Annotated in this window: 20 protein-coding genes and 4 tRNA genes; 4 read left to right on the top strand and 20 right to left on the bottom strand. The window is 69.9% G+C overall.

From position 1 onward, the window contains the following. Positions 1 to 109: 109 nt before the first annotated feature. The 3 genes from nusG to ACFV4G_RS02955 all read right to left on the bottom strand — a co-directional run bounded on the left by nusG (position 110) and on the right by ACFV4G_RS02955 (position 1,798). On the bottom strand, positions 110 to 1,009 hold the full coding sequence (gene nusG, locus ACFV4G_RS02965; protein WP_380435848.1) for a transcription termination/antitermination protein NusG: 900 nt from the start codon (positions 1,007 to 1,009) through the stop codon (positions 110 to 112). Positions 1,010 to 1,218: 209 nt separating this feature from the next. After that, positions 1,219 to 1,575, bottom strand: a complete 357-nt coding sequence (gene secE, locus ACFV4G_RS02960) for a preprotein translocase subunit SecE (protein WP_359962165.1) — start codon at positions 1,573 to 1,575, stop codon at positions 1,219 to 1,221. 150 nt (positions 1,576 to 1,725) lie between these two features. Next, positions 1,726 to 1,798 (bottom strand) — tRNA-Trp (locus ACFV4G_RS02955). A gap of 284 nt (positions 1,799 to 2,082) precedes the next feature. Here ACFV4G_RS02955 and ACFV4G_RS02950 point away from each other — a divergent pair. Beyond that, the gene (locus tag ACFV4G_RS02950; RefSeq protein ID WP_380435846.1) at positions 2,083 to 3,330 is read left to right on the top strand and encodes a pyridoxal phosphate-dependent aminotransferase; all 1,248 of its coding nucleotides are present in this window, start codon (positions 2,083 to 2,085) and stop codon (positions 3,328 to 3,330) included. Positions 3,331 to 3,468: 138 nt separating this feature from the next. Then, positions 3,469 to 4,521 carry an adenosine deaminase gene (locus ACFV4G_RS02945; protein WP_380435844.1) on the top strand — a complete coding sequence of 351 codons (1,053 nt, stop codon included), beginning with the start codon at positions 3,469 to 3,471 and terminating at the stop codon, positions 4,519 to 4,521. On the opposite strand, the gene ACFV4G_RS02940 is transcribed toward ACFV4G_RS02945, so the two are convergent. From ACFV4G_RS02940 to ACFV4G_RS02915, 6 genes are all read right to left on the bottom strand, one after another. Then, positions 4,518 to 5,561 (bottom strand): UDP-N-acetylmuramate dehydrogenase, encoded by a 1,044-nt coding sequence (locus tag ACFV4G_RS02940; RefSeq protein WP_380435842.1) that lies wholly within the window; start codon positions 5,559 to 5,561, stop codon positions 4,518 to 4,520. The two genes, ACFV4G_RS02945 and ACFV4G_RS02940, sit on opposite strands and share 4 nt — an antisense overlap. 60 nt (positions 5,562 to 5,621) lie before the next feature. Beyond that, the gene (locus ACFV4G_RS02935) at positions 5,622 to 6,044 is read right to left on the bottom strand and encodes a MaoC family dehydratase (RefSeq protein ID WP_380435840.1); all 423 of its coding nucleotides are present in this window, start codon (positions 6,042 to 6,044) and stop codon (positions 5,622 to 5,624) included. Between the two features lie 5 nt (positions 6,045 to 6,049). Further along, positions 6,050 to 6,508, bottom strand: coding sequence for a MaoC family dehydratase N-terminal domain-containing protein (locus ACFV4G_RS02930; protein WP_359962150.1), 459 nt, complete (start codon positions 6,506 to 6,508; stop codon positions 6,050 to 6,052). Positions 6,509 to 6,641: 133 nt separating this feature from the next. Further along, the gene (gene rpmG, locus ACFV4G_RS02925) at positions 6,642 to 6,806 is read right to left on the bottom strand and encodes a 50S ribosomal protein L33 (protein WP_006604855.1); all 165 of its coding nucleotides are present in this window, start codon (positions 6,804 to 6,806) and stop codon (positions 6,642 to 6,644) included. 83 nt (positions 6,807 to 6,889) lie between these two features. Continuing rightward, positions 6,890 to 6,962 (bottom strand) — tRNA-Met (locus ACFV4G_RS02920). A 43-nt stretch (positions 6,963 to 7,005) separates the two neighbouring features. Then, positions 7,006 to 7,078 (bottom strand) — tRNA-Thr (locus tag ACFV4G_RS02915). A gap of 252 nt (positions 7,079 to 7,330) precedes the next feature. On the opposite strand from ACFV4G_RS02915, the gene ACFV4G_RS02910 reads away from it, so the two are divergent. Continuing rightward, on the top strand, positions 7,331 to 8,602 hold the full coding sequence (locus ACFV4G_RS02910; protein WP_380435838.1) for a hydrolase: 1,272 nt from the start codon (positions 7,331 to 7,333) through the stop codon (positions 8,600 to 8,602). Between the two features lie 271 nt (positions 8,603 to 8,873). Here ACFV4G_RS02910 and ACFV4G_RS02905 read toward each other — a convergent pair whose 3' ends face one another. From ACFV4G_RS02905 to ACFV4G_RS02860, 10 genes are all read right to left on the bottom strand, one after another. Next, positions 8,874 to 9,548, bottom strand: coding sequence for a response regulator (locus tag ACFV4G_RS02905; RefSeq protein ID WP_380435836.1), 675 nt, complete (start codon positions 9,546 to 9,548; stop codon positions 8,874 to 8,876). 69 nt (positions 9,549 to 9,617) lie between these two features. Next, complete coding sequence (locus ACFV4G_RS02900; protein WP_380435834.1) at positions 9,618 to 12,158, bottom strand: ATP-binding protein; 2,541 nt, start codon at positions 12,156 to 12,158, stop codon at positions 9,618 to 9,620. A 139-nt stretch (positions 12,159 to 12,297) separates the two neighbouring features. Next, positions 12,298 to 12,927, bottom strand: a complete 630-nt coding sequence (gene kdpC, locus ACFV4G_RS02895; protein WP_380435832.1) for a K(+)-transporting ATPase subunit C — start codon at positions 12,925 to 12,927, stop codon at positions 12,298 to 12,300. 23 nt (positions 12,928 to 12,950) lie between these two features. Beyond that, positions 12,951 to 15,068 (bottom strand): potassium-transporting ATPase subunit KdpB, encoded by a 2,118-nt coding sequence (gene kdpB / locus ACFV4G_RS02890; protein WP_380435830.1) that lies wholly within the window; start codon positions 15,066 to 15,068, stop codon positions 12,951 to 12,953. Beyond that, positions 15,068 to 16,729 carry a potassium-transporting ATPase subunit KdpA gene (gene kdpA / locus ACFV4G_RS02885; protein WP_380435828.1) on the bottom strand — a complete coding sequence of 554 codons (1,662 nt, stop codon included), beginning with the start codon at positions 16,727 to 16,729 and terminating at the stop codon, positions 15,068 to 15,070. Before kdpA ends, kdpB begins: the two co-directional genes overlap by 1 nt. Before the next feature lies 1 nt (position 16,730). Next, positions 16,731 to 16,820, bottom strand: a complete 90-nt coding sequence (kdpF, locus tag ACFV4G_RS02880) for a K(+)-transporting ATPase subunit F (protein ID WP_037830997.1) — start codon at positions 16,818 to 16,820, stop codon at positions 16,731 to 16,733. A 352-nt stretch (positions 16,821 to 17,172) separates the two neighbouring features. Next, the gene (locus ACFV4G_RS02875; RefSeq protein ID WP_380435827.1) at positions 17,173 to 19,005 is read right to left on the bottom strand and encodes an APC family permease; all 1,833 of its coding nucleotides are present in this window, start codon (positions 19,003 to 19,005) and stop codon (positions 17,173 to 17,175) included. 848 nt (positions 19,006 to 19,853) lie between these two features. After that, positions 19,854 to 21,584, bottom strand: coding sequence for an AIPR family protein (locus tag ACFV4G_RS02870; protein ID WP_380435826.1), 1,731 nt, complete (start codon positions 21,582 to 21,584; stop codon positions 19,854 to 19,856). A gap of 433 nt (positions 21,585 to 22,017) precedes the next feature. After that, positions 22,018 to 22,446, bottom strand: coding sequence for an HAD family hydrolase (locus tag ACFV4G_RS02865; RefSeq protein WP_380435982.1), 429 nt, complete (start codon positions 22,444 to 22,446; stop codon positions 22,018 to 22,020). 247 nt (positions 22,447 to 22,693) lie between these two features. Further along, positions 22,694 to 22,969 (bottom strand): hypothetical protein, encoded by a 276-nt coding sequence (locus tag ACFV4G_RS02860; protein WP_380435825.1) that lies wholly within the window; start codon positions 22,967 to 22,969, stop codon positions 22,694 to 22,696. A 120-nt stretch (positions 22,970 to 23,089) separates the two neighbouring features. Between ACFV4G_RS02860 and ACFV4G_RS02855 the strand changes: the two genes are divergently transcribed. Continuing rightward, positions 23,090 to 24,328 (top strand): tyrosine-type recombinase/integrase, encoded by a 1,239-nt coding sequence (locus tag ACFV4G_RS02855; RefSeq protein ID WP_380435823.1) that lies wholly within the window; start codon positions 23,090 to 23,092, stop codon positions 24,326 to 24,328. A 152-nt stretch (positions 24,329 to 24,480) separates the two neighbouring features. Here ACFV4G_RS02855 and ACFV4G_RS02850 read toward each other — a convergent pair. Then, a tRNA-Tyr gene (locus tag ACFV4G_RS02850) sits at positions 24,481 to 24,561 on the bottom strand. Positions 24,562 to 24,665 lie beyond the last annotated feature (104 nt).

Here is a 24,665-nt window from a genome sequence, read left to right as displayed (position 1 = left end):
CGCCCCCCCCAACCCACACCACCACCCCCCCACCCCCCCCCGCCCCCCCCCACCATCGGGTGCGGGGGGGGGGCCCCCCCCCCCCCCCCCAAACCCCAAGACCGTACGACTAGTTCTTCTGGATCTGGTCGAAGGACAGCTCGACCGGGGTCTCCCGGCCGAAGATCTCGACCAGGCCCTTGACCTTCTTCGAGTCGGGGTTGATCTCGTTGATGGTCGCCTGGAGGGTCGCGAACGGGCCGTCGGTGACGGTGACCGAGTCGCCGACCTCGAAGTCCAGGACCTGGATCTCGCTGGGCTTGACCGGCGAGGGCTTGCCGGCCTCCTTGGCCGCCTGGCGCTCGACGTCCGGGGCGAGCATCTTGACGACCTCGTCCAGGGTCAGCGGGTACGGGTCGTAGGCGTTGCCCACGAAGCCGGTGACACCGGGGGTGTTGCGCACGACGCCCCAGGACTCGGGGGTGAGGTCCATGCGCACCAGGACGTAGCCGGGGAGCTTGTTCTGGCGGATGGTCTTGCGGTCGCCGTTCTTGATCTGGACGACCTCCTCCTGCGGCACCTCGGCCTGGAAGATGTACTCCTCGACGTTCAGCGAGACGGCGCGCTGCTCCAGGTTCTGCTTCACCCGGTTCTCGTAGCCGGCGTAGGTGTGGATCACGTACCACTCGCCGGGCATGAAGCGCAGGTCCTCGCGGAACTTGGCGACCGGGTCGACCTCGACGGCCTCCTCGGCCTCGGCGGCCTCCTCCTCGGCCTCCTCGGCCTCCTCGGCCTCCTCGACCTCGGCGGCGGGCTCCTCGACGGTCTCCACGTGCAGCGCGGCCTCCTCGGCGGGCTCGCCGGCCTCGGCCTCGTCGAACGCCTCGACCTCGTCCTCGTCGCCGTCCACGGCGTCCACGATCTGCTCGGCGGACGCTGCGTCGTCAGCCTGCTCGGCCGCGTCCAGCTCGGCGGCGACATCCGCCTCGCGGACGGTCTCGTCGGCGTCGTACAGGGGGGACTCAGACACGGTGGCTGCTTCTTTCCTGGAGATGGTGAAGGTGGCGCGCTCCGCTACGGCCGCCCGCGCGCCCCGCTCGCGCGGGCGCCAGGTGGATGTCCGGAGACTTCAACAGTACCGAGTCAACGGTAGCGGCCGTGTACGTGCGGCGCAGACAGCTCGACCCGGGCCGAAGTATCGGCCCGGGTCGGGAAGCTTTTCGAAGGCGGTCGGCTCGGTCAGCCGAAGACCAGCAGGCTGAGCTTGGAGAAGCCGTAGTCCAGACCGGCCACCAGGGCCATCATGACCACGACGAAGGTGACCACGACGGTGGTGTAGCTGGTGAGCTCGCCGCGGGTGGGCCAGACGACCTTGCGCAGCTCGGCGATGATCTGGCGGTAGAACAGGCCGATCCGGGCGAACAGGCCCTTCTTGGCCCGCTTGCCGGACTTGTCGCCCGAACGCTTGGCGCGCTTGCGGTCGCGGCGCGAGAGCGCCTTCTCCTCGCCCTCGGCGGGCGCGTTCTCGGCAGCGCCGTCGGCACCCTCGGGGTTGCCGCTCTCAGGCGTTGCGGTGGAGCCCGTGGTCTCCGTCACTCGTCCTCACCTGAATCCGGGTCCTGCCGAGCATCACCTGCGCACCCGGTCGGGCACGTGCTAGCCGGCTAAAGCGGTGCTGATCGGTGCCCTCTCCGCATCAAGCCCGCTCGCTCTGTGGAGCGAACGGGCTGAATACGGGTCAAGCAGCAGGGCAAGAGGGACTTGAACCCCCAACCGCCGGTTTTGGAGACCGGTGCTCTACCAATTGAGCTATTGCCCTACGGTGCCTCGCGGCTCCGGTAGCGACCAACCTACCGCATCTCCCGCCGCTGTCTGCACATGCGGTGAAAGCTCCGGTTGTTTTCGGTGGCCGTCGAGCAGTGAGTGTACGTGGTCCGGGGCTGTTTGGTCGAACCTCTTCTCGCCGGAGCACCGGTCGCCCGGCTTATGTCCGGCATGCCCGCATGATCACCGTCCGATCATCCGCGGCCGCGATTCGGACGGGCCCGTACGGATGGTGAAACCGCGCTGCCCGGTCCGTCCCGGTTCTGCGACGATGCAGGCATGAGCGCTTCCACCCCGCAGCCCGACCCCTCCATCCGCCCCGCCGACCGCCGGGTCTCCGCCCGGATCGGCGCGATCGCCGAGTCCGCGACCCTCGCCGTGGACGCCAAGGCCAAGGCCCTCAAGGCGGCCGGCCGCCCGGTGATCGGCTTCGGCGCCGGCGAGCCCGACTTCCCCACCCCGGACTACATCGTCGAGGCGGCCGTCGAGGCCTGCCGCGACCCGAAGAACCACCGCTACACCCCGGCCGGCGGCCTGCCCGAGCTGAAGGAAGCGATCGTCGCCAAGACCCTGCGCGACTCGGGCTACGCGGTGGACGCCTCGCAGGTGCTCGTGACCAACGGCGGCAAGCAGGCGATCTACGAGGCGTTCGCGGCGATCCTGGACCCGGGCGACGAGGTCATCGTCCCGGCCCCGTACTGGACCACCTACCCGGAGTCGATCCAGCTGGCCGGCGGTGTCCCGGTCGAGGTGATCGCCGACGAGACCACGGGCTACAAGGTCTCGGTCGAGCAGCTGGAGGCCGCCCGCACCGAGAACACCAAGGTGGTGCTCTTCGTCTCGCCGTCCAACCCGACCGGCGCGGTGTACACCCGGGCCGAGGCCGAGGAGATCGGCCGCTGGGCGCTGGAGCACGGCCTGTGGGTGCTCACCGACGAGATCTACGAGCACCTCGTCTACGGCGACGCGGCCTTCACCTCGCTGCCGGCCCTGCTGCCCGGCCTGGCCGACAAGTGCATCGTCGTCAACGGCGTCGCCAAGACCTACGCGATGACCGGCTGGCGGGTGGGCTGGGTGATCGGCCCGAAGGACGTCATCAAGGCCGCGACCAACCTGCAGTCGCACGCCACCTCGAACGTCTCCAACGTCGCCCAGCGCGCCGCGATCGCCGCCGTCAGCGGCGATCTCTCGGCCGTGCACGAGATGCGCACCGCGTTCGACCGCCGGCGCAAGACCATCGTGAAGATGCTCAACGAGATCGAGGGCGTCGTCTGCCCCGAGCCCGAGGGCGCGTTCTACGCCTACCCGTCCGTCAAGGGCCTGCTCGGCAAGGAGATCCGCGGCAAGCGCCCGCAGACCTCCGGCGAGCTGGCGAGCCTGATCCTGGACGAGGTCGAGGTCGCCGCCGTCCCGGGCGAGGCCTTCGGCACCCCCGGCTACCTGCGCTTCTCCTACGCGCTCGGCGACGCCGACCTGGTCGAGGGCATCGGCCGGATCCAGCAGCTGCTCGGCGAGGCCCGCGACTGACGACCGGCCGACGCCCGGCCGACGGCCGTCGTCGACCCGACGCGCCGGGTTCACCGGCGGACCGCCCTCCTTTCACCCCATCGGGGGATGAAGGGAGGGCGGTTCCCGTTCGGGGGCCCGATAGGGCAGGATCGGCAAATGGAACGCCTGTTGAATCCGCGAGACGTCAGGGGCCTCCCGAAGGCCCACCTGCACCTGCACTTCACCGGCTCGATGCGTCCGGCCACCCTGCTGGAACTGGCCGACAAACACGGCGTCCGGCTGCCGGAGGCGCTCAGCTCCGGCGAGCCGCCCAGGCTGCGGGCGACCGACGAACGCGGCTGGTTCCGCTTCCAGCGCCTCTACGACACCGCGCGCTCGGTGCTCCGGGACGAGGCCGACATCCGCCGGCTGGTCCTGGAGACCGCGCAGGACGAGCGGCGGGACGGCTCCCGCTGGCTGGAGATCCAGGTCGACCCGACCTCGTACGCCCCCCGGCTGGGCGGGCTGATCCCCGCGCTGGAACTCATCCTCGACGCCGTCGAGCAGGCCGCCGCGGCCACCGGCGTGGGCATCCGGGTGCTGGTCGCGGCGAACCGGATGAAGTCCCCCATGGACGCCCGGACCCTGGCCCGGCTCGCCGTCCGCTACGCCGACCACGGCGTGGTCGGCTTCGGCCTCTCCAACGACGAGCGCCGCGGCCTGGCCCGGGACTTCGACCGGGCCTTCGCGATCGCCCGCCGGGGCGGGCTGCTGGCCGCCCCGCACGGCGGCGAGCTGGCCGGCCCGGAGTCCGTCCGGGACTGCCTGGACGACCTGGGCGCGGGCCGGATCGGCCACGGCGTCCGGGCCGCCGAGGACCCGCGGCTGATGGAGCGGCTGGCCGCCCGGCAGGTCACCTGCGAGGTCTGCCCGTCGTCCAACGTCTCGCTGGGCGTCTACGAGCACCCGGACGAGGTCCCGCTGCGCAAGCTGTTCGACGCCGGGGTGCCGCTCGCGCTCGGCGCGGACGACCCGCTGCTGTTCGGCAGCCGGCTGGCCGCCCAGTACGACCTGGCCCGCGACGTGCTGGGCTTCACCGACGCCGAACTCGCCGAGCTGGCCCGCCAGTCCGTCCGCGGCTCGTGCGCGCCGGAGGCCGTCCGCAAGGAGCTCCTGGCGGACATCGACGCCTGGCTGGCCGACGGGCACGGCCCCGTGGACGGGTCCTAGAGCCGCACGCCCACCATCACCGGCTCGTTGACGAGCTCCACCCCGAAGGCCGCCCGCACGCCGTCCCGGATCTCCCGGGCGAGTGCGAGCAGGTCCTCGGCGGTGGCGGAGCCGCGGTTGGTCAGGGCCAGGGTGTGCTTGGTGGAGAGCGTGGCCGGACCGCTGCCGTAGCCCTTGCCGAAGCCGGCCTTGTCGATCAGCCACGCGGCCGAGGTCTTGGTGCAGCCCTCCGGCGCCGGGTAGGCGGGGGCGTTCCCGGTGCCCGGACGGGTGCGGAAGGACTCGTACTGCGCGGCCGTGAGCACCGGGTTGGTGAAGAAGGAACCGGCCGACCAGGTGTCGTGGTCCGCCGGGTCCAGGACCATGCCCTTGCCGGCGCGCAGCCCGAGCACCGCGTCGTGGGCCTTCTCCAGCGGCACCCGCTCGCCCTGCTCGACGCCGAAGTGCTTCGCCACCTCGGCGTACTTCACCGGGCTGGAGAGGCCGTCGTGGTCCGCGAGGGCGAAGCGCACCCGCAGCACGACGTAGCGGTCCGGCTCCGCCTTGAAGCGGCTGTGCCGGTAGGAGAACCCGCACGCGTCGTTCGCCAGCGTGACGACCTCGTCGGCGGTGCGGTCGTACGCGACGACCTCGGTGATCGTCTGCGCGACCTCCTGGCCGTACGCGCCGACGTTCTGCACCGGCGTGGCACCGGCCGAGCCGGGGATGCCGGCCAGGAACTCGATGCCCGCCAGGCCGTGGTCGAGGACGGTCCGCTCGACCGCCGCCGACCAGACCTCGCCGGCCGCCAGCTCCAGGACCGTCCCGTCCAGCGCGAAGCCGGTGGTGGTGATCCGCAGCACCGTGCCGGGGAAGCCGGCGTCGCCGATCACCAGGTTCGAGCCGCCGCCGATCACCAGCAGCGGCTCGCCCGCCGCGTCGGCCTCGCGGACGGCGGCGACGACCTCGTCGTCGGTGTGCGCGGTGACCAGCCTGCGGGCCGGCCCGCCGAGCCGGAGCGTGGTCAGCGGGGCAAGGGGGGCGTCGTTTTCTACCAGCACGCCCCCCAGCGTACGGGTGGAAGGAGCACCGCCCGGCACCCCTTCCACCCGGTACGGGTCCTAGCCGAGGCGGACGACGGCCCGGGACATGCCGAGGACCTTCTGGCCGCCGAAGGTGGCGACGAGGTCGACCTGGACCCTGCGGTCGTCGAGGAGCTTGGCGACCTTGCCGGAGACCTCGATCACCGAGCCGACGCCGTCGTTCGGGACGGGGACCGGGCGGGTGAAGCGGACGCCGTACTCGACCACGGCCGCCGGGTCGCCGACCCAGTCGGTGACCACCCGGATCGCCTCGGCCATGGTGAACATGCCGTGGGCGATGACGTCGGGCAGGCCGACCTCCAGCGCGAACTTCTCGTTCCAGTGGATCGGGTTGAAGTCGCCGGAGGCGCCCGCGTAGCGCACCAGGGTGTCGCGCGTCACGGGGAAGGACTGCGCCGGCAGCTCGGTGCCGACCTCGACCTCGTCGTAGCTGATCGCCATCGGGCTCACTCCCCCGCCTCGTCGGCGGCCCGGGCCACCAGGGTCATGACCGACGTCACCACGTGCTCGCCGGTCGCGTCCGTCACCTCGCCGCGGACGGTGAGCACGTCGTTGCCCGCCAGCGACTTGATGTTGTCGATGGTCACGTCGACCGACAGCCGGTCGCCGGCCCGCACCGGGCGGGTGTAGGCGAACTTCTGGTCGCCGTGGACCACCCGGGTGAAGTCCAGGCCCAGCTCCGGGTCCTCGACCACCTGGGCCGCGGCCCGGTAGGTGATCAGGAAGGGGAACGTCGGCGGGGCGATCACGTCGGGGTGGCCGAGCGCCTTGGCCGCCTCGGGGTCGGTGTAGGCCGGGTTGTGGTCACCGACGGCGACGGCGAACTCACGGATCTTCTCGCGACCGACCTCGTAGGGCTCGGTCGGCGGATAGGTCCGCCCGATGAAGGAGGGATCGAGCGCCATGGCGGCAACTCCTCGAGGACGCGGTGGATACGAAGCGGTGGGTACGAAAAAAACTCCGGGCCGCAACCCAGTGAGGGATGCGGCCCGGAGTATGAGACCTGGATTCACACAGGCCCGATGCCCTACGGGAGGGTCAGCGGGTCTCGCGGTGCGCGGTGTGCGAGTTGCAGCGGGGGCAGTGCTTCTTCATCTCAAGACGGTCCGGGTCGTTACGCCGGTTCTTCTTGGTGATGTAGTTCCGCTCCTTGCACTCCACGCAGGCCAGCGTGATCTTCGGGCGGACATCGGTGGCAGCCACGGGAGTGCCTTCCTTGGACAACGAATAAGAACACAACAAGAGTAGCCGACCGGGAGTGCGATCTCCCGACCGACTACGCGGGGTAGCGGTGACCGGACTTGAACCGGTGACACAGCGATTATGAGCCGCTTGCTCTACCAACTGAGCTACACCGCCACAGTGATCCGCAGCACAGCCGAAGCTGACTGCTTTTCACCAGAGCCCCCATGCGGAATCGAACCGCAGACCTTCTCCTTACCATGGAGACGCTCTACCGACTGAGCTATAGGGGCGAACGAGGAAGAGATTACACGTTCCGCGCCCAGAGGTGAAATCCGTATCCGGCCGCGAAGACCGCAGGTGGGCGCGGTGCACGGACGAGCGATCCAAGGCACCGCGTTCGAGCGGCCTGCGAGCCACGCGGCCCGACCCGATACGACTAATGCCCGCCTCCCGGCGCCCCGCCCCCCGGCCCCATAGGCTCGACCCTCATTGATCGGGACGGCCTGCCACCCGACGGGCCCCAGCGCGAGAAGGAGCCGGCGATGGACAGCGCAGCCGCCGACGGGCCGCACCAGGGGCCCGGCCCGGCGGCCAACCCGCTCGGGCACGGCCCGGTCCTCCTGCTCACCGGCGCCCGGCTGGCCGACGGGCGGGTGGTGGACGTCCGGATCAGCGGCGACCGGATCCAGGCCGTCGGCACCGTGGGCAGCCTCGGCCCATTGCCCGCCATGCCGGGCACGCCCACCGTCACCACCGGCGCCAAGATCGACCTCAAGGGCTACCTGCTGCTGCCCGCCCCCGTCGAGGCGCACGCCCACTACGACGTCGCCTTCTCCGCCGCACTGCCCACCCCGCCGCCCGAGACGCCCGCCGACCTCACCCGGCGGATCACCGAGGCCGCGCTCACCTCGCTCGGCTACGGCGCCACCGCCCAGCGCACCCACGTCCGGATCGGCGACGTGCACGGGCTGGGCCGGCTGGAGGCGGTGCTCACCGCCCGGCAGGCGCTGCGCGGGCTGGCCGAGCTCCAGGCGGTGGCGATGCCCCGGCTGCTGACCGGCCGGGCCGGGGCGGACGGCCGGGCGCAGCTGCGCGACGCGCTCAAGCTGGGCGCCACCGCGGCCGGCGGCTGCCCGGAGCTGGACCCGGATCCGGCCGGGTACGTGCAGGTGCTGCTGGAGGCCGCCCGCGAGGCGGACTGCCCGGTGGACCTCCACACCACCGCCGCCGATCCGGCCCAACTCGCCCGCCTGGTCGGCGCGTTGGCTCCGCTGCAGCCGCGCGTGACGCTCGGCCCGTGCGGGTCGCTGGCCCGCGGCGCGGCGACGGTGCTGGCCACCGCGGGGGTGCGGGTGGTGTGCCTGCCGCAGAACGGCGGCTGCTCCGGTCTCGAAGGCCCGCCGACGGGCCTGCGTCCCGGCCTGCTCAGGGAGTTGACGGAGGCCCGGGTCGAGCTGTCGGCGGGCAGCGGCACGCTGCGGGACCAGTCGAACCCGGTCGGCCGGGCGGATCCGCTGGAGGCCGCGTACCTGCTGGCGGCGAGCGGGGCGCTGGGCCCGGACGAGGCGTACGACGCGGTGGCGAACCGGGCCCGGGCGGCGCTCGGACTGCCGCCGGTGCGGGTGGACGCCGGGTTCCCGGCGGAGCTCCTGGCGGTGCGCGGGGACAGCCTGGCCGGGGCGCTCGCGGGCGGGCACAGCCGGCTGGTGGTGCACAGCGGGCGGGTGGTCAGCCGGACCAGCGCCGTACGGGAGTTCGCGGACACCGTGGCGCTGGCGCTGCCGCGGCAGTCGGGGAGCAGCGGCGGGGGCTGAGTCCCGTTCCCCGATAGGCGCAGGGCCGGAAAAGGCGTAGGGGCGCGCAATGGACAGTTGCGCGCCCCTCCCCCACCTGCTGGCCGCCTTGCGGCGGCGGGAGCGGGCCCCGGCCTCCCCCACATTGGAGCCGGCGCCCGCTCGGACAGCACTGACGCTACGCCCGCGGACGACCGCTCCCGACCGGCCTTGACGCCCTCCTGTCGGTGAACCGGCGCCTCTTGACGGGCCTTTGACGGCTTGACGGTCCTTTGACGACGCGGCCGTCCCGTCAGGGCTCGTAGCGGTACCCGATGCCCGGTTCGGTGATCAGGTGCCGCGGCCGGGCCGGGTCCCGCTCCAGCTTGCGGCGCAGCCCGGCCAGGTAGACCCGCAGGTAGTTGCCGCGCTCCTCCTGGGCCGGCCCCCACACCTCGCGCAGGATCTGCCGTCCGGGCACGAGCCGGCCCGGGTTGGCGAGCAGCAGGGCGAGGATGCGCCACTCCGTCGGGGTGAGCCGCACCGGGCCGGACGGGCCGGTGACGGTGGTGGCGGCGAGGTCCACGGTGTGGTCGCCGATGACCGGCTGGAGCAGCGGGAGGCCGCCTAAGGGCCGGCGCAGCACCGCGCGCAGCCGGGCCAGCAGCTCCTCCATCTGGAAGGGCTTGGTGAGGTAGTCGTCGGCGCCGGCGTCGAGGGCGCCCACCTTGTCGGCGGCGCCGGAGCGGCCGGACAGCACGATGATCGGCATCGCGCTGTGGCTGCGCAGGCCGCGCAGGACGTCCATGCCGTCGACGTCCGGCAGGCCGAGGTCGAGCAGGACGGCGTCCGGGCTGGTGCGGGCGGCGCGGTCGAGCGCCTCACCGCCGCTGGCGGCCGTCCGGACGGCGTAGTGCCGGGCGCTGAGGTTGATCCGCAACGTCCGCAGTAGAGCGGGTTCGTCGTCGACGATCAGAATTTCACTCATGCGGCCACCTCGCTTCGCTCGGCGGTCGCTTCGCGAAACACGCACCTCTCGATGATTCGTTCGCTTCGCTCACTCATGTTCAGGCTCCTCCCGAGTGGCGGCTGCGGGCAGGGTGAGCAGCATGGTGGTGCCGCCCCCGGGGGTGTCCTCGACCTCCAGGCTGCCGCCCATGGCTTCGGCGAGGCCGCGCGAGAGGGCGAGGCCGAGGCCGACGCCGGTCGTGTTGTCGGTGTCGCCGAGGCGCTGGAACGGCAGGAAGACCCGGTCCCGGTCCTCGGGGGCGATGCCGGGCCCGCGGTCGATCACCCGGATCTCGACCTGGTCGGCGTGGTGGCTGGCGGTGACCAGGACGGGCGCGCCGGGCGCGTTGTGGCGCAGCGCGTTGGTGATCACGTTGGCGAGGACGCGCTCCAGCAGCGGCGGGTCGGCGAGCACCGGCGGGGCGGTGTCGAGGTCGAGCGGCTGGACCGGCGCGTACGGGTCGGGGAGGCTGTCCAGCGCCCGGGGCAGGATCTCGTCGAGGTGGGTCTCGGTGAGGTGCAGGGTGAGGGCGCCGGCCTGGAGGCGGCTCATGTCGAGCAGGTTGTCGACCAGGCGGGTGAGCTTGACCAGCGACTCGTCGGCGGTGGCGAGGAGTTCGGCCTGGTCCTCGGGCGAGAACTCGACGTCGGGGCTGCGCAGCGAGCCGACCGAGGCGAGCGCGGCGGCCAGCGGGGTGCGCAGGTCGTGGCTGACGGCGGCGAGCAGGGCGGTGCGCATCCGGTCGGCGGCCTTGATCGGCTCGACCTCGGCGGCGACGACGGCCAGCCGGTCGCGCTCCAGGGCGGCGGCGACGTGGGCGGCGAAGGCGGTGAGGACGCGCTGGTCGGCGGCGGGCAGCCGGCGGCCGGTGAGGACCAGGACGGCGTCGGTGCCGACCGGCACCTCGGTGGTCTCCCCGCCCGGCTCGCCCGGGTGTTCGGCCTCGGAGTGGGCCAGCACCTCGCCGCCGGTGCGGGAGAGCAGGGCGACGGCGTCCATGCCGAAGGCCGTCCGGGACTTCTCCAGCAGCGCGGGCAGCGCGTCGGCGCCGCGCAGCACGCTGCCCGCCAGGGTGGAGAGGGTCTCGGCCTCGGCGGTGGCGCGGGCGGCCCGGCTGGTGAGCCGGCCGGCGTGGTCGACGACGGTGGAGACGGCCAGCGCGACGGCGGCGAAGACCACCAGGGCGACGATGTTGTTCGTCTCGGTGATGGTCAGGGTGTGGACGGGCGGGATGAAGAAGTAGTTGAGCAGCACCGAGGCGATGACGGCGGCCAGCAGCGCCGAGGTGGCGCCGCCGAGCAGGGCGACGATGACCACGCCGAGTTGGAAGATCAGCGCGTCGGTGGTGAGGTTCACGCTGTGGTGCGCCTGGGAGAGGATCCCGGTCAGGATCCAGGGCACCACGAAGCCGGCCGCGTAGCCGGCGATGGTGCGGCGCTTGGAGTGGCGCCGGCCGAGCGAGGGCAGCCGGCCGCGGCGGGTGAACTCGTGGGTGACCATGTGGACGTCGATGTCCTCGGACGCGTCCACGGTGGTCTCGCCGATGCCGGGGCCGGTGAGGAAGCGGCTGATCCGGCCGCGGCGGCTGGTGCCGAGGACCAGCTGGGTGGCGTCGTGGGCGCGGGCGAAGGCCAGCAGCGCGGTGGGGATGTCGTCGCCGACCACCACGTGGTAGCTGCCGCCGAGGGTCTCGACCAGCTGCCGCTGCTGGGCGAGCGCGCCGGAGGAGGCGCCGGCCAGGCCGTCGCTCCTGGTCACGTGGACGGCGAGGAGGTCGCCCCCGGCGGTGCGGTCGGCGATCCGGGCGGCGCGGCGGATGATCGTCTCGCCCTCGGGGCCGCCGGTGAGGGCGACCACGACGCGTTCGCGGGTCTCCCAGACGCGGTCGATGTTGTGGTTGGCCCGGTAGTCGCGCAGGCCCTCGTCGACCCGCCCGGCGACCCACAGCAGGGCGAGTTCGCGCAGGGCGGTGAGGTTGCCGACCCGGAAGTAGTTGGAGAGCGCGGCGTCCACCTTCTCCGCCTTGTAGACGTTGCCGTGGGCCATGCGGCGGCGCAGCGCCTGCGGGGCCATGTCGACGAGTTCGATCTGGTCGGCCCGGCGGACCACCTCGTCCGGGACGGTCTCCCGCTGCGGGATCCCGGTGATCTTCTGGACGACGTCGTTCAGCGATTCCAGGTGCTGGATGTTGACGGTGCTGATGACGTCGATGCCGGCGGCGAGCAGGTCCTCGACGTCCTGCCAGCGCTTGGCGTTGCGGCCGCCGGGGATGTTGGTGTGCGCGAGCTCGTCGACGAGGACGACGGACGGGCGGCGGGCGAGCACGCCGTCGAGGTCCATCTCCTCGAACTCGGCTTCCCGGTAGGAGCGGTGGACCCGCGGCAGGACCTCCAGGCCGGCCAGCATGCCCTCGGTGTGCCGGCGGCCGTGGCACTCGATGTACCCGACCACGACGTCGGCGCCGCGCTCCTGTCTGCGCCGCGCCTCGTCCAGCATCCGGTAGGTCTTGCCGACCCCGGGGGCGGAACCCAGGTACACCCGCAGCCGGCCGCTGCGGGTGCCGGTGCCGGGCGTGAGGTCGCGGGCCATGGGCGCTGCTCTTTCGTGTCCTGCGGGGCGGCCTGCCAGGGCGGCCCCGCACCGGGGTCGGGGTGTACGGCGGCCGACCCGGGCGGGGGTTGGTGCCCCGCCCGGGTCGGCCCGTTTCACAGCTCCAGCGGTAGGGCTGTCACTTCTGTTCCGCCAGCGCCTTGTTGAGGAGGACGACGTTGACGCCCTCCTGGCCGAGGAAACCGAGGGAACGGCCTTCGGTGTACGTGTCGACCAGCTTGGCGACCGTCTCCACCGGGAGCTTGCGCTCCCTGGCGACCCGGTTGACCTGCTCCTTGGCGTAGGCCACCGAGATGTGCGGGTCGAGGCCGGAGCCGGAGGCCTCCAGCGCGTCCGCCGGGACGCTCGCCGGGTCGACGCCGTCGAACTCGGCGGCCGCGGCGCGGCGGTCGTTGACGGCCTTCAGCAGGTCGTCGCTGTTCGGGCCGAGGTTGGAGGCGCCCGAGTTGTCGCCGGCGTAGTTGTTCGCGGAGGGGCGGGGCTGGAACCACTTCGGGTCCGGCACCGGCTCCTCCTTCGGGTCGTCCGGGTTCTTCTTCGGCAGGTTGTAGTTCTGGCCGAGCAGGCTCGAACCGACCTGGTTGCCGTCGGACTTCACGATCGAGCCGTTGGCCTTGTCGCTGAAGGCGACCTGCGAGATGCCGGTGACCAGCAGCGGGTACGCGATCCCGAGGATCACCGTCAGGACCAGCAGCATCCGCAGCGCGGTGAAGTGGGTGCGGACGGTCGTCGGCAGGGGCTTGGACATGATGCTTCTTTCCTTTCCCTGCGTCAGCTGAGGCCGGGGATGAACTGGACGACGAGGTCGATCAGCTTGATTCCGACGAACGGCACGATCAGTCCGCCGATGCCGTAGATCCCGATGTTGCGGCTCAGCAGGGAGCTCGCGTCGGAAGGACGGTAACGGACGCCGCGCAGGGCGAGCGGGATGAGGCCGATGATGACCAGGGCGTTGAAGATGATCGCCGAGGTGATCGCGGACTGCGGGCTGTGCAGGCCCATGATGTTGAGGTGCCGCAGGCCCGGGTACACGCCGGCGAACATCGCGGGGATGATCGCGAAGTACTTGGCCACGTCGTTCGAGATCGAGAACGTGGTCAGCGCGCCGCGGGTGATGAGCAGCTGCTTGCCGATCTCGACGATCTCGATCAGCTTGGTCGGGTTGGAGTCGAGGTCGACCATGTTGCCGGCCTCCTTGGCCGCCATGGTCCCGGTGTTCATCGCGACGCCGACGTCGGCCTGGGCGAGCGCGGGGGCGTCGTTGGTGCCGTCGCCGGTCATCGCGACCAGCTTGCCGCCCTCCTGCTCCTTCTTGATCAGGGCCATCTTGTCCTCGGGCGTGGCCTCGGCGAGGAAGTCGTCCACGCCGGCCTCCTCCGCGATCGCCTTGGCGGTCAGCGGGTTGTCGCCCGTGATCATGATGGTCTTGATGCCCATCCGGCGCAGCTCGTCGAAGCGCTCGCGCATGCCCTCCTTGACCACGTCCTTGAGGTGGATGACCCCGAGGACCTTGGCCGGAGCGTCGGCGATCTTCGTGGCGACCACCAGCGGGGTGCCGCCGGCCGCGGAGATGCCGTCGACCAGGGTGGCGACCTCGCCGCCGACCGAACCGCCGTTCTCGTTCACCCAGTTGGTGACGGCGCCGGCCGCACCCTTGCGGACCTGGTGAACACCCTCGGGCTCGTCCAGGTCCACGCCCGACATGCGGGTCTGGGCGGTGAACGGGACCCAGGTGGCGTGCGTCAGCTCGCCCTGGGCGCGGGCCCGCAGGCCGTACTCGGTCTTCGCCAGGACCACGATCGAGCGGCCCTCGGGGGTCTCGTCCGCGAGCGAGGACAGCTGCGCGGCACTGGCCAGCTCGCCGGTCTCCACGCCCGGGGCGGGCAGGAACTCGGCGGCCTGGCGGTTGCCCAGGGTGATGGTGCCGGTCTTGTCGAGCAGCAGGGTGTTGACGTCGCCGGCGGCCTCGACGGCGCGGCCGGACATCGCCAGCACGTTGCGCTGCACCAGGCGGTCCATGCCGGCGATGCCGATCGCGGACAGCAGCGCGCCGATGGTGGTCGGAATGAGCGCCACGATCAGGGCGACCAGGACGATCATCGACTGCGGGGCGCCCGCGAAGGTCGCCATCGGCTGGAGCGTGACGACCGCGACCAGGAAGACGATGGTCAGCGAGGCCAGCAGGATGTTGAGCGCGATCTCGTTCGGCGTCTTCTGCCGGGCGGCGCCCTCGACGAGGGCGATCATCCGGTCGATGAACGACTTGCCGGGCTCCGAGGCGATCTTCACCACGATCCGGTCCGACAGCACCTTCGTACCGCCGGTGACGGCACTGCGGTCGCCGCCGGACTCGCGGATCACCGGCGCGGACTCGCCGGTGATCGCCGACTCGTCGACCGAGGCGACACCCTCGACGACGTCACCGTCGCCCGGGATGATCTGCCCGGCCTCGACCACCACGTGGTCGCCCAGCTGGAGCGCGGTCCCGGGGACCTCCTCCTCGGCCTGGCTCTTCGGCCAGTCCAGCAGGCGGCGGGCGACCGACTCGGTCTTGGTCTTGCGCAGGGTGTCGGCCTGGGCCTTGCCGCGGCCCTCGGCGACGGCCTCCGCCAGGTTGGCGAAGATCGTGGTGAGCCACAGCCAGACGGTGATCGACCAGGCGAAGACCGACGGGTGGGCGATCGCGGAAACGGTGGTGACGACCGAGCCGACCTCGACCACGAACATGACCGGGTTCTTGACCATCACCCGGGGGTCGAGCTTCTTCACCGCGTCCGGCAGCGAGGTGAGCAGCAGCTTCGGGTCGAGCAGCCCGCTGGACACTCTGTGCGAGCCGGCGGCGGCCTCGGCCTTGTCGGCCGGTGCGGGGGTGAGCGTAGGGGTGGACATCAGGAGAGACCTTCCGCGATCGGCCCGAGAGCCAGGGCCGGGAAGTAGGTGAGGCCGACGACGATCAGGATCACGCCGGACAGCAGACCCACGAACAGCGGCTTGTGAGTGGGCAGGGTGCCCGGAGTGGCCGGGACCGGCTGCTGCTGGGCGAGCGATCCGGCCAGCGCCATGACGAAGACGATCGGCAGGAAGCGGCCGAAGACCATCGCCAGACCGAGCGCGGTGTCGTACCAGTCGGTGTTGACGGTGATGCCACCGAAGGCCGAGCCGTTGTTGTTGGCGGCCGAGGTGAACGCGTACAGCACCTCGGAGAAGCCGTGGGCGCCCGAGTTGAGCATCCCGGCCCGCTCGCCCGGCAGGGCCATCGCCACACCGGTGCCGACCAGCACGATGGTCGGGGTGGTGAGGATGTACAGCGAGGCGAACTTCATCTCGCGGCCGCCGAGCTTCTTGCCCAGGTACTCGGGGGTGCGCCCGACCATCAGGCCGGCCACGAAGACCGCGACGATGGCCAGCACCAGCATGCCGTACAGGCCGGATCCGGTACCGCCGGGCGCGATCTCACCCAGCATCATGTTGAAGATCGTCAGACCGCCGCCGAACGGCGTGAACGAGTCGTGGAAGGAGTTGACCGCACCCGTCGACGTCAGCGTCGTCGAAGCGGCGAACAGCGAGCTGGCCGCGATGCCGAAGCGCTGCTCCTTGCCCTCCATCGCGGCGCCCGCGGCCTGCAGGGCGGTGCCCCCGTGCTGCGACTCGGCGAAGGTGAGCAGGGCGGCCGAGGCGACCCAGAACAGACCCATCACGGCGACGATCGCGTAGCCCTGGCGGTTGTCGCCGACCATCCGGCCGAAGGTGCGCGGCAGGGCGAAGGCGATCACCAGGAGCAGGAAGATCTCGACCAGGTTCGAGAAACCGGTCGGGTTCTCGAACGGGTGCGCCGAGTTGGCGTTGAAGAAGCCGCCGCCGTTGGTGCCCAGGAGCTTGATGACCTCCTGGGAGGCCACCGGGCCGCCCGGGATCTTCTGGACCTCGCCCGACAGGGTGTGCACGTCGGTGAAGCCGTGGAAGTTCTGGATCACGCCGCTGGCGGCCAGCACCAGGGCGAAGACGATCGACAGCGGCAGCAGCAGCCGCAGCGAGATCCGGGTGAGGTCCACCCAGAAGTTGCCGACGCGGTCGGTGCGGTTGCGCGTGAAGCCCCGGATCAGCGCGGCGACGACGGCGATGCCGACGGCCGCGGAGACGAAGTTCTGCACCGCCAGGCCCATCATCTGCACCAGGTGGCCCATCGCGGACTCGCCGCTGTAGGACTGCCAGTTGGTGTTGGTGACGAACGAGATCGCGGTGTTCCAGGCCTGGTGGCCCTCCATCTGCGGAACACCCAGGTTCAGCAGGAGGAAGGTCTGCAGCCGGATCAGGGCGTAGAGGAAGAGGACGGAGACCGCCGAGAAGGCCAGCACCGAGCGGAGGTAGACCGGCCAGCGCTGGTCGGCGTCGCCGTCCACGCCGATCACCTTGTAGATGCCGCGCTCGACTCTGAGGTGCTTGGCCGAGGTGAGGAGCCCGGCGATGTAGTCGCCGAGGGGGCGGTAGCACAGGGCCAGCGCGCCGACGAGGGCGATGGCCTGCAACCAGCCAGCGAGAGTGGATCCCATGTCAGAACTTCTCCGGGAAGATCAGCGCGACGACGAGGTAGCCGACGAGAGCGACGGCCACGATCAGACCTGCGAGGTTCTCAGCGCTCACAGCTTCTCCACCCCCCGCGCGATCAGGGCGATGACGGCGAACACGGCGACCGTGACACCGACGTAGATGAGGTCGGACATGGGCTCCACCAGCGTGGTTCGGGAGACTGCCGCGACCGGCCGGGGGGCTGATCGCGGCACCGGCGGAAGACCGGCTGAAGCAGCAAACCAGCCATCAGAGGGGCGTTATGGGTTCCTGACGCCCTCCATACGGGTGAACGGTGGACGTTGACGCGACCTTGACGCGGACGGGTGCCAGGACGCGGAACGGTCCCGGACGGGGCGTGCCGTCCGGGACCGTTCGTATCCGAATGTGCAGGTCAGGTGCGTACTGGGTGCGGTGGGGGCGCCGGTCACATCCTCATGCGCAGGCGGCACACGACCGCGTCGGTGCTCCGGCGCAGGGCGCGGTCGATCACGGCGCCCCGCCGGTTCTGCAGCGCCCGCTGGTACCAGTGGGCGGGCTCCACCTCGGGGATCAGCACCGTCAGGCGGTCGTACGCGTGCTCCTCCCCCAGCCTGTTGACGAACTCCGCGATCGGCTGGCCCAGCCGGCGGTGGCCGTCCGGGATCTCCACCAGCGGCACGCCCGGGTCCCACAGCTCCCAGTCCCGCCGCAGCGCCTCGGCCTCGGCCCGCTCGTGCACGACGGTCACCGCCATGACCTCGTCGCCGAGCGACAGCGCCGCCGACAGGCCGTCCCTGGTGAGCCGGGTGATCGCCGTCACCGGGACGACGACCAGGCTGCGCCGGCGGACCACCGCGCCGGGCACCCGGCCCAGCTCCAGGCGTTCGCCGATCCGCTCGTAGCCGCGGTGGATCAGCTCGAAGAGCAGCACCAGCAGCGGCAGCGCCACCACGATGCCCCAGGCGCCCTCGGTGAACTTGGTGCCGGTCACGACGAGCGTCGCGACACCGGTGAGCACGGCGCCGAAGCCGTTCAGCGCGGCCTTCCACCGCCAGTTGGCCGGCCGGTGCAGGTACCAGTGCTTGACCATGCCGACCTGGCAGATCGTGAAGCCGACGAAAACGCCGATGGAGAACAGCGGCACCAGGCTGTTGACGTCACCGCCGGAGCCGACCAGCAGCGCCGCCGAGACGATCGCGAGGAAGAGGACGCCGTGCCGGTGCACCTGCCGGTCGGCGCGCAGCGCGAACACGTGCGGGAGGTGGTTGTCCCGGGCCAGCAGGTGGAGCAGGACGGGCAGGCCGCCGAAGGAGGTGTTGGCGGCCAGGCCGAGCAGGACCACGGTGGAGAACTGGACGACGTAGAACGCGGCGCCGTGCCCGAGCGAGGCGTCGGCCAGCTGGGCGAGCACGGTGACGCCCTCGACCGGCTGGAGGTGGAAGCGGCCGATCAGCACGGCCAGTCCGATCAGCATCACGCCGAGCAGCGCGCCCAGCGCGACCTCGGTGTGCTGGGCGCGCTTGACGCGCGGCATACGGAAGGAGGGGACGGCGTTGGCCACCGCCTCGACGCCGGTCAGCGCCGAGCAGCCGGCCGCGAAGGCCTTCAGCAGGAGCAGTGCGCCGACGGTGGTCGCGTTCTCGGCCAGCACGGACGCGTGGCCGGCGGCGGCCGCGGTGCTGGCGGGGGCGTCCCGGAACAGGCCGACCACGATGATCGCCATGATCGAGAGGACGAAGACGGCGGTCGGCGCCATGAACCAGCGGGCCGACTCGGCGATGCCGCGGAGGTTGACGGCCGTCACCAGGGCCAGCACGCCGAGGCAGAGCCAGACCCGGTCGTCGTACAGGCCCGGCACGGCCGAGGTGAGCGCGGCCACGCCGGCCGTCACCGAGACCGCGACGTTCAGGATGTAGTCGATGACCAGCGAGGCCGCGGCCGTGAGAGCGGTCCGGCGGCCCAGGTGCTCCTTGGCCACCGCGTACGACCCGCCGCCGTCCGGGAAGGCCGCGATCACCTGTCGGTAGGACGCCACCAGCACGGCCAGCAGGACGGCTATCGCCACCGTGACGGGGAGCGTGAAGCCCAGCCCGTACGCCCCGGCCGCGGCGAGCACCAGGACGATCGACTCCGGCCCGTACGCCACCGAGGCCATGGCGTCCAGCGAGAGGGCGGCCAGGCCGCCGAGGGCCGAGAGGCGGTGCCGTTCGTCACCCGCGCCGGCGTCCGGGGGCTGGGGGTCGGCCTCGACGGCCGGGGTGGAGATGGCGCTGGACATCGACGGGACCTCCGCAGTCGGTAGTTGCTCCGATCCTGCGGGTCACGGCCCCGGCGGGACTCCGGCCCCTACGCGATCCTGACGCGGCCGGGAACGCCTTTTACGCGTCGTTGACGCCGCGCCCGGAGGCACGACGGGAGCGCGGCGGGCGCACGGGGGAAGGTCTGGACGGGGGTGGGCGGGCCACGTCACGGCGGTCGCCGCTTGGGAAGACGGGAAGGACTCCCACCCCCGTGGCCCCACTCTGCTGCCTGCCACCTGTAATTGCAAGCAATGTGCAATAAGTCGCCACCCGATCGACCCGCCGGGCGGAACGCGGAGAAAAACGAAAACAGCCCCTGATCCGCGTTTCCGCAGATCAGGGGCTGTTCTCCATCCGGTGGCTGGTGCAGGGTTCGAACCTGCGTAGCTTGCGCGACAGATTTACAGGCCGCTGACCAGGCAGCTCCTGATCACGGACCGAATCTGGTCCGCGCCTGGTCCGGATCATGGTCCCGGCGACGCCTGCCAACGAATGCGACCCGCCGGGGCAAGCAGACGTCGAAGCACACGGGGCTCCGCCCGGACCCCAGCCCTCTCTCGGAGGGGCTCAGGGCAGGTACACGGGTGCAGCCTCGTCGTGATGATCGTGTTCGGGTCGCAGGGAGCCCCCTCGGCCAGACACCCAAGGGCGTACCCGGAAACTCCAGGGGTCAGCGAAGTGCCCGATCGAGGAGGGAACCACCCGCTCGACCCGGGGTACGCTGGCGGCGCTACGTGCGTGCCCCGGTCATGCTTGACCCCACCCCAGGCAGGGTGTCGGCCAGGCAGCCCACTATCCGCGTGTTCACGGCTTTCCCGACAGCCAATTAGACGTTCAAACGGCTAAGAATGTAGTTGGTGAACTGCTGATTCTTGGCGGCCTTCTCTAGCGTTGTTGTTCCGGCGGCCAGAAAGTCCCCTGTCAGCCGCTTCAGGACGACTAGCCGATCGGCGATGAAATCGTCGTCAAGCGATTGCGATCCCACAAGGACCCTTTCGAGTTGCTGAGGTCGATGAATACGGCCTCCGGCCAACTCTACGGCCACAAGCATAGACAGGTGGAATTTCAGATTGTTTCGCTCGGCCTGAGTGGCATTCGCGTGGTCAGAATGAAGGAAAACATCCACCAGCCGTTGCGTTCGAGCAGCCCAGAGAAATACGTCCAAGTTGACGCTTGAATTGAATACGGAGATATAGTCATCGTCATTCTTGAGCAGTGAAGAGGGCTTTCCGCGAGCCTTATCTGGACGGCAAAGTCCCATTGCCGTCAGCGCTTGGCCAAGCAATGGAATTCCGATGATCTTGGCAGGGTCTTTGCCCTCGTTCTTGTAGAAGTTCTTGCGCCGATCGTAATACCAGCCGTTCACCAGGAAATAGCCTTCGATATTCCGCTGAATCTCATCCGTGGCCCGAAGTGACGCCTCATTGACTGGAGTCTGCCTATTGGTCGCCCGAATTACTTGATCCCGCGTCTTCCGATCCGTTGTCGAAATAATCCGAACAAGGATCATTCGATCGCCGGCCGCAGATTCCGGATTATCCCGCAAGACCTCATAGATGGTGTGACTGGATTGCAGACCATTAACGATCTGAATATCCGTCATCGAGTAGGTCTTTCCTGCGGTCGTTGCCTCACTGCAAATGATTGTCACGCCATTGTTCAGCCACCAAAACTCGGGGCTGTCCTCGCTCTCAAGGGTCCTTCTAATTTCTTGGTTGACCGTCACGGGCCCCTGGTAGTCTCGAACGTTCCAGTCGAAAAGATGGCGCCGGAGCTTCCGATTTTCATCTGCGATGAGGTTAAAGTAGTCAGCGAGAGTCACGAGGGCGACGTGAGAGTCTCCGCTTGTGGCGTTCTCCTGGAACTTCATGGGAAGCGAATACGTGGGCTTTTCATTGTATCGGGACAGCAGCTCACGGTCCCCGACCAGCAGGCATTCTGCGTTGGACTCAGGCGGCAGCAAATCGGCGACCACTTGACGAATCAGGGTCTGCTTGACAAGCACTTGGGGTGCTACGCCCTGACGATCTCCAGGCGTAGCATATACCACCTTCACGGAGATTTTTGGTCGGCGAGTTAGAAGCTTTTCCCAAGCTCGTCGAAACAAGTCCACGCGGGCAAGCAGACTCTCGTTGTAAAGCCCTCGAAGGCCATCCATGTCTTGATTCAGGTCGAGGATCCGGCGAAGAGTGTTTTCGAGCTTGTCTAGGGCTGCCTCTTCGAATGACGGACTCCGCTTTGCCTGAACTACCCAGAGCTCAAGGAGGCGTTCCTGAGAAAATTCTCCAGGCCTCCGTGAGTCGGCAAGAATTTCCGAATCCTCATCGAGAAGATTGTCGTCCCAGAATGTAAATACTGAATCAATTCCACCATCTTGGCCTGCTCCGACGATTCCATCCTGAATGTTCTCCAGGCCTAGGCCGTATGAGCGCAGAGAGAGCTCGGATGCGAAAATCTCAAAGGCGGTGTCAGGTGACGAATCCGGGATGTTCTCTTCATGCCAGCTGCCAAAAATCCTCATAAGCAGCGTTCGGGCATTTGTCTGGGCTGGCGCCATGAGACTCTCCTCACCGGATCCTGATCAGCCTCGCCCTGAGGCTGTCGGGCTCTGTTCTCCAGGGTGAGCAGGTTAGTGCTCTAGACACGACCTGCGTGGCTTCTTGGGCAAACACGTAGCCGAAGGTTCGCTTGGCTGACGTGAGGCGAGCGCCTCTGGCCATGTCCTCCTCGTGTCCGTCGGGCTCGCGCCAGGAGATCCGGACGGGGGGAAGGTACTCGAAACGGTCGCTGCTGCTCAGGTGGTCACCATGGCGGAACAGCTGCTCGATGGGTGTTTCGGCGAGGCCAGACCGGCCCCTCCGCTCGGGCTGTCTGTGGGCCATGTGAGGTCGACCAGGGCCAACCAACGTTGACAGCCGACGACAGCAAACGGGCTGGTCAACTGGTCCGGGGAGTGCCCCGCCGCTGGCCAGCCCGTTGCGTGATCTTGTTCATCGGGTCAGGGCGTCCGCGATGGGCACCATCGAGTCCACGATCACCACGGCACCAGCGGCAGCTAGCTTGGCGCCCTTCCCCGGCTTGTTGGCGTAGCCGATCGTCGGGGCGCCGGCGGCCTCCCCGGCCTCGACATCGCGGGCCGCGTCGCCGATGAAGATGCAATGCTCCGGCCCGACGCCTGCAGCTTTCATGGCTTCGAGCAGGAGGCGCGGGCTCGGCTTCATGGACGAGGGGTCGCCCGGGGCACGTCCGAAGACGCCGGCCACGTAGGCACTGAGGCCGTACCCGGCGAGGTAGGCCTCGATGGCCTCGCCCGCGTTGTTGCTGACCACGGAAACCAGCCGACCTGAGTGAACGGCAGCTCGCAGAACCGATTCTCCGCCCGGGGTCGGGCGGGCGGCCCGGACGGCTTCGGCCTCCAGCGCGGCCAGCGCGGCGTCCGCGCTCAGGCCAGGCGTCCAAGACCAGCCGGAGCAGAGCGAGAGGATCGCTCTCCTCCTCGGCCTCGGGCCGGGGCCTGCTCGCCCGCAGCGAGCAGGCCCTCACGGAGTCGGCGCGCGACCTCCGGGGCAGGGAGGCTGGCGAAGACCGAGCACACCGTTCCGTCGAAGTCGAGGAGCACGTGCTTCACCGGCCGCAGCACGTCGGCGAGTTGCTGAGGGGTGGTGGTCATGGCTGCCGCTCGTAGGCAATCGTGCTCCACACGCTGTCGAACCACATCTGGGCCTGCTGGACGTACTGCGATCCGAGCGAGGCGTCGTCCGGGCTGGCGGCGTGATGGAACAGGGTGGTGTCCTTGCCGGTCACGTCGTAGAAGGTGTGGGCGCTGTCGTCGATCGACACGGTGCGCTCGCGGAGCGGGTAGAAGCCGAAGAACGCCTCCGACCGGCTCAGGATGTACAGCTTGAACAGGCCGGACGCCCCGTGCCACCTTGACCTGAACATCAAAGTCAACCGCCAGCAGGTCGGGGGAACACTCGCCCTCGGCCTGTTCTTCTCCCCTGTCCTCGCCCGCCCCCTCGCTCGGCACACGTCGACTACGATCACCGTCCTGCCACGGCGCCGATGGCCGTACCGGTCCTGGTCGACGGGCTCCATGACGAGGCCGCCCTCCGGCAGCCCGCTCGCAAGGAGAAGCAGATCACCTGGTACGAACTCGGCCGGAAGTACGTCGAGGCCCGCTGGGAGGGGGCTCCGGCCAAGACCCGTACAACTTGGGCCGACGCCCTGGCCACGGTCACGTTCGAGCTAGTGAAGTCGAAGGCCGGCATGCCGGACAAGCGGGTCGTCCGCCGGGCGCTCTACAGCTGGGCCTTCAACGTGAACGCGTGGGGCGAGGAGCCGCCGGCGGAGTGGGCCAAGGCCCTGGCGTGGGTGCAGAAGCAGTCCGTGCCGGTCTCCGCCTTCGAGGATCCGCCGATGGTGCGCCGCCTGCTGAACGCCCTCGCGTTGAAGTTGGACGGCAAGAAGGCCGCCCCCTCGGTCATCCTGCGCAAGCGCCGGATCCTCGGTCACCTCTTCGGCTACGCCGTCGAGGAGGGTTACCTGACCGCCAACCCCCTCCCGACCGTCCAGTGGCAGCCGCCGGAGACCGAGGAGGAGGTCGACCCCGGTGTGGTGGTCAACGAGGACCAGGCCGCGCTGCTGATCGAGGCAGTCGGACGCCAGGGGAAGCGCGGGGCCCACCTCCGGGCCTTCTTCGCCTGCCTCTACTACGGCTGGCTCCGGCCGGCCGAGGCCGTGTACCTCACCCTCCCGCTTTGCTACCTCCCGGTCGAGGGGTGGGGCTACGTCGTCCTGGACGAGACCCGGCCACGAGTCGGCTCGTCCTGGACGGACGACGGGACGTCGCACGACAAGCGCGGGCTCAAGCACCGGGCCGAGAAGGCGACCCGCCGCGTTCCGATCCCGCCCGAGCTGGTGGCGATCCTGCGGGAGCACATCGCCGCCTTCGGCACCGCGCCCGACGGGCGGCTGTTCCGGACGTCCCGGGGCGGGATGGTGCAGGAGAGCGGCTACGGGGTGGTCTGGCAGCGGGCCCGCGCCGAGGTGCTCTCGCCAGCCGACTGCGCCACGAAGCTCGGCAAGCGGCCGTACGACCTGCGGCACGCCGGGATCTCGCTCGGGCTGAACTCCGGAGTCGACCCGACCGAGGTCGCCCGGCGGGCGGGGCACAGCGTCGCCGTCATGCTCCGGGTCTACGCGAAGTGCCTGCACGGCACCGTCGAGTACGCCAACGAGCTGATCTCGAAGCGGCTCAACCGGAACCGTCCGGCGCCGCTGGCGCCGGATCCTGGTCCGTAGCTGGTCCGTACGCGCTGGTCAGGGCCGGGATCCGGGCGAAACCAGGTGGGACAAACTACGCAAAACGACCATCCGGCGTGACCGGTGTTCGAGCAAAAAGAAACGACCTCTGATCTACGTTTCCGCAGATCAGAGGCCGTTTCTCTATCCGGTGGCTGGTGCAGGGTTCGAACCTGCGTAGCTTGCGCGACAGATTTACAGTCTGCTCCCTTTGGCCGCTCGGGCAACCAGCCAGGATTGGTGCCTCCCGGGGCCTTGCCCCGTTCGACTCCGTAAACGATACCCGATGCCGGGGGGTGGTTCGCCACTCGATTGGTCACGCGATGATCAAGGCCTT

The sequence above is a fragment of the Kitasatospora sp. NPDC059747 genome (assembly GCF_042732955.1).
GTDB lineage: Bacteria > Actinomycetota > Actinomycetes > Streptomycetales > Streptomycetaceae > Kitasatospora.
The sequence above is the reverse complement of the archived record's forward strand: the minus strand, read 5'-3'. Positions and strand labels throughout refer to the sequence as shown.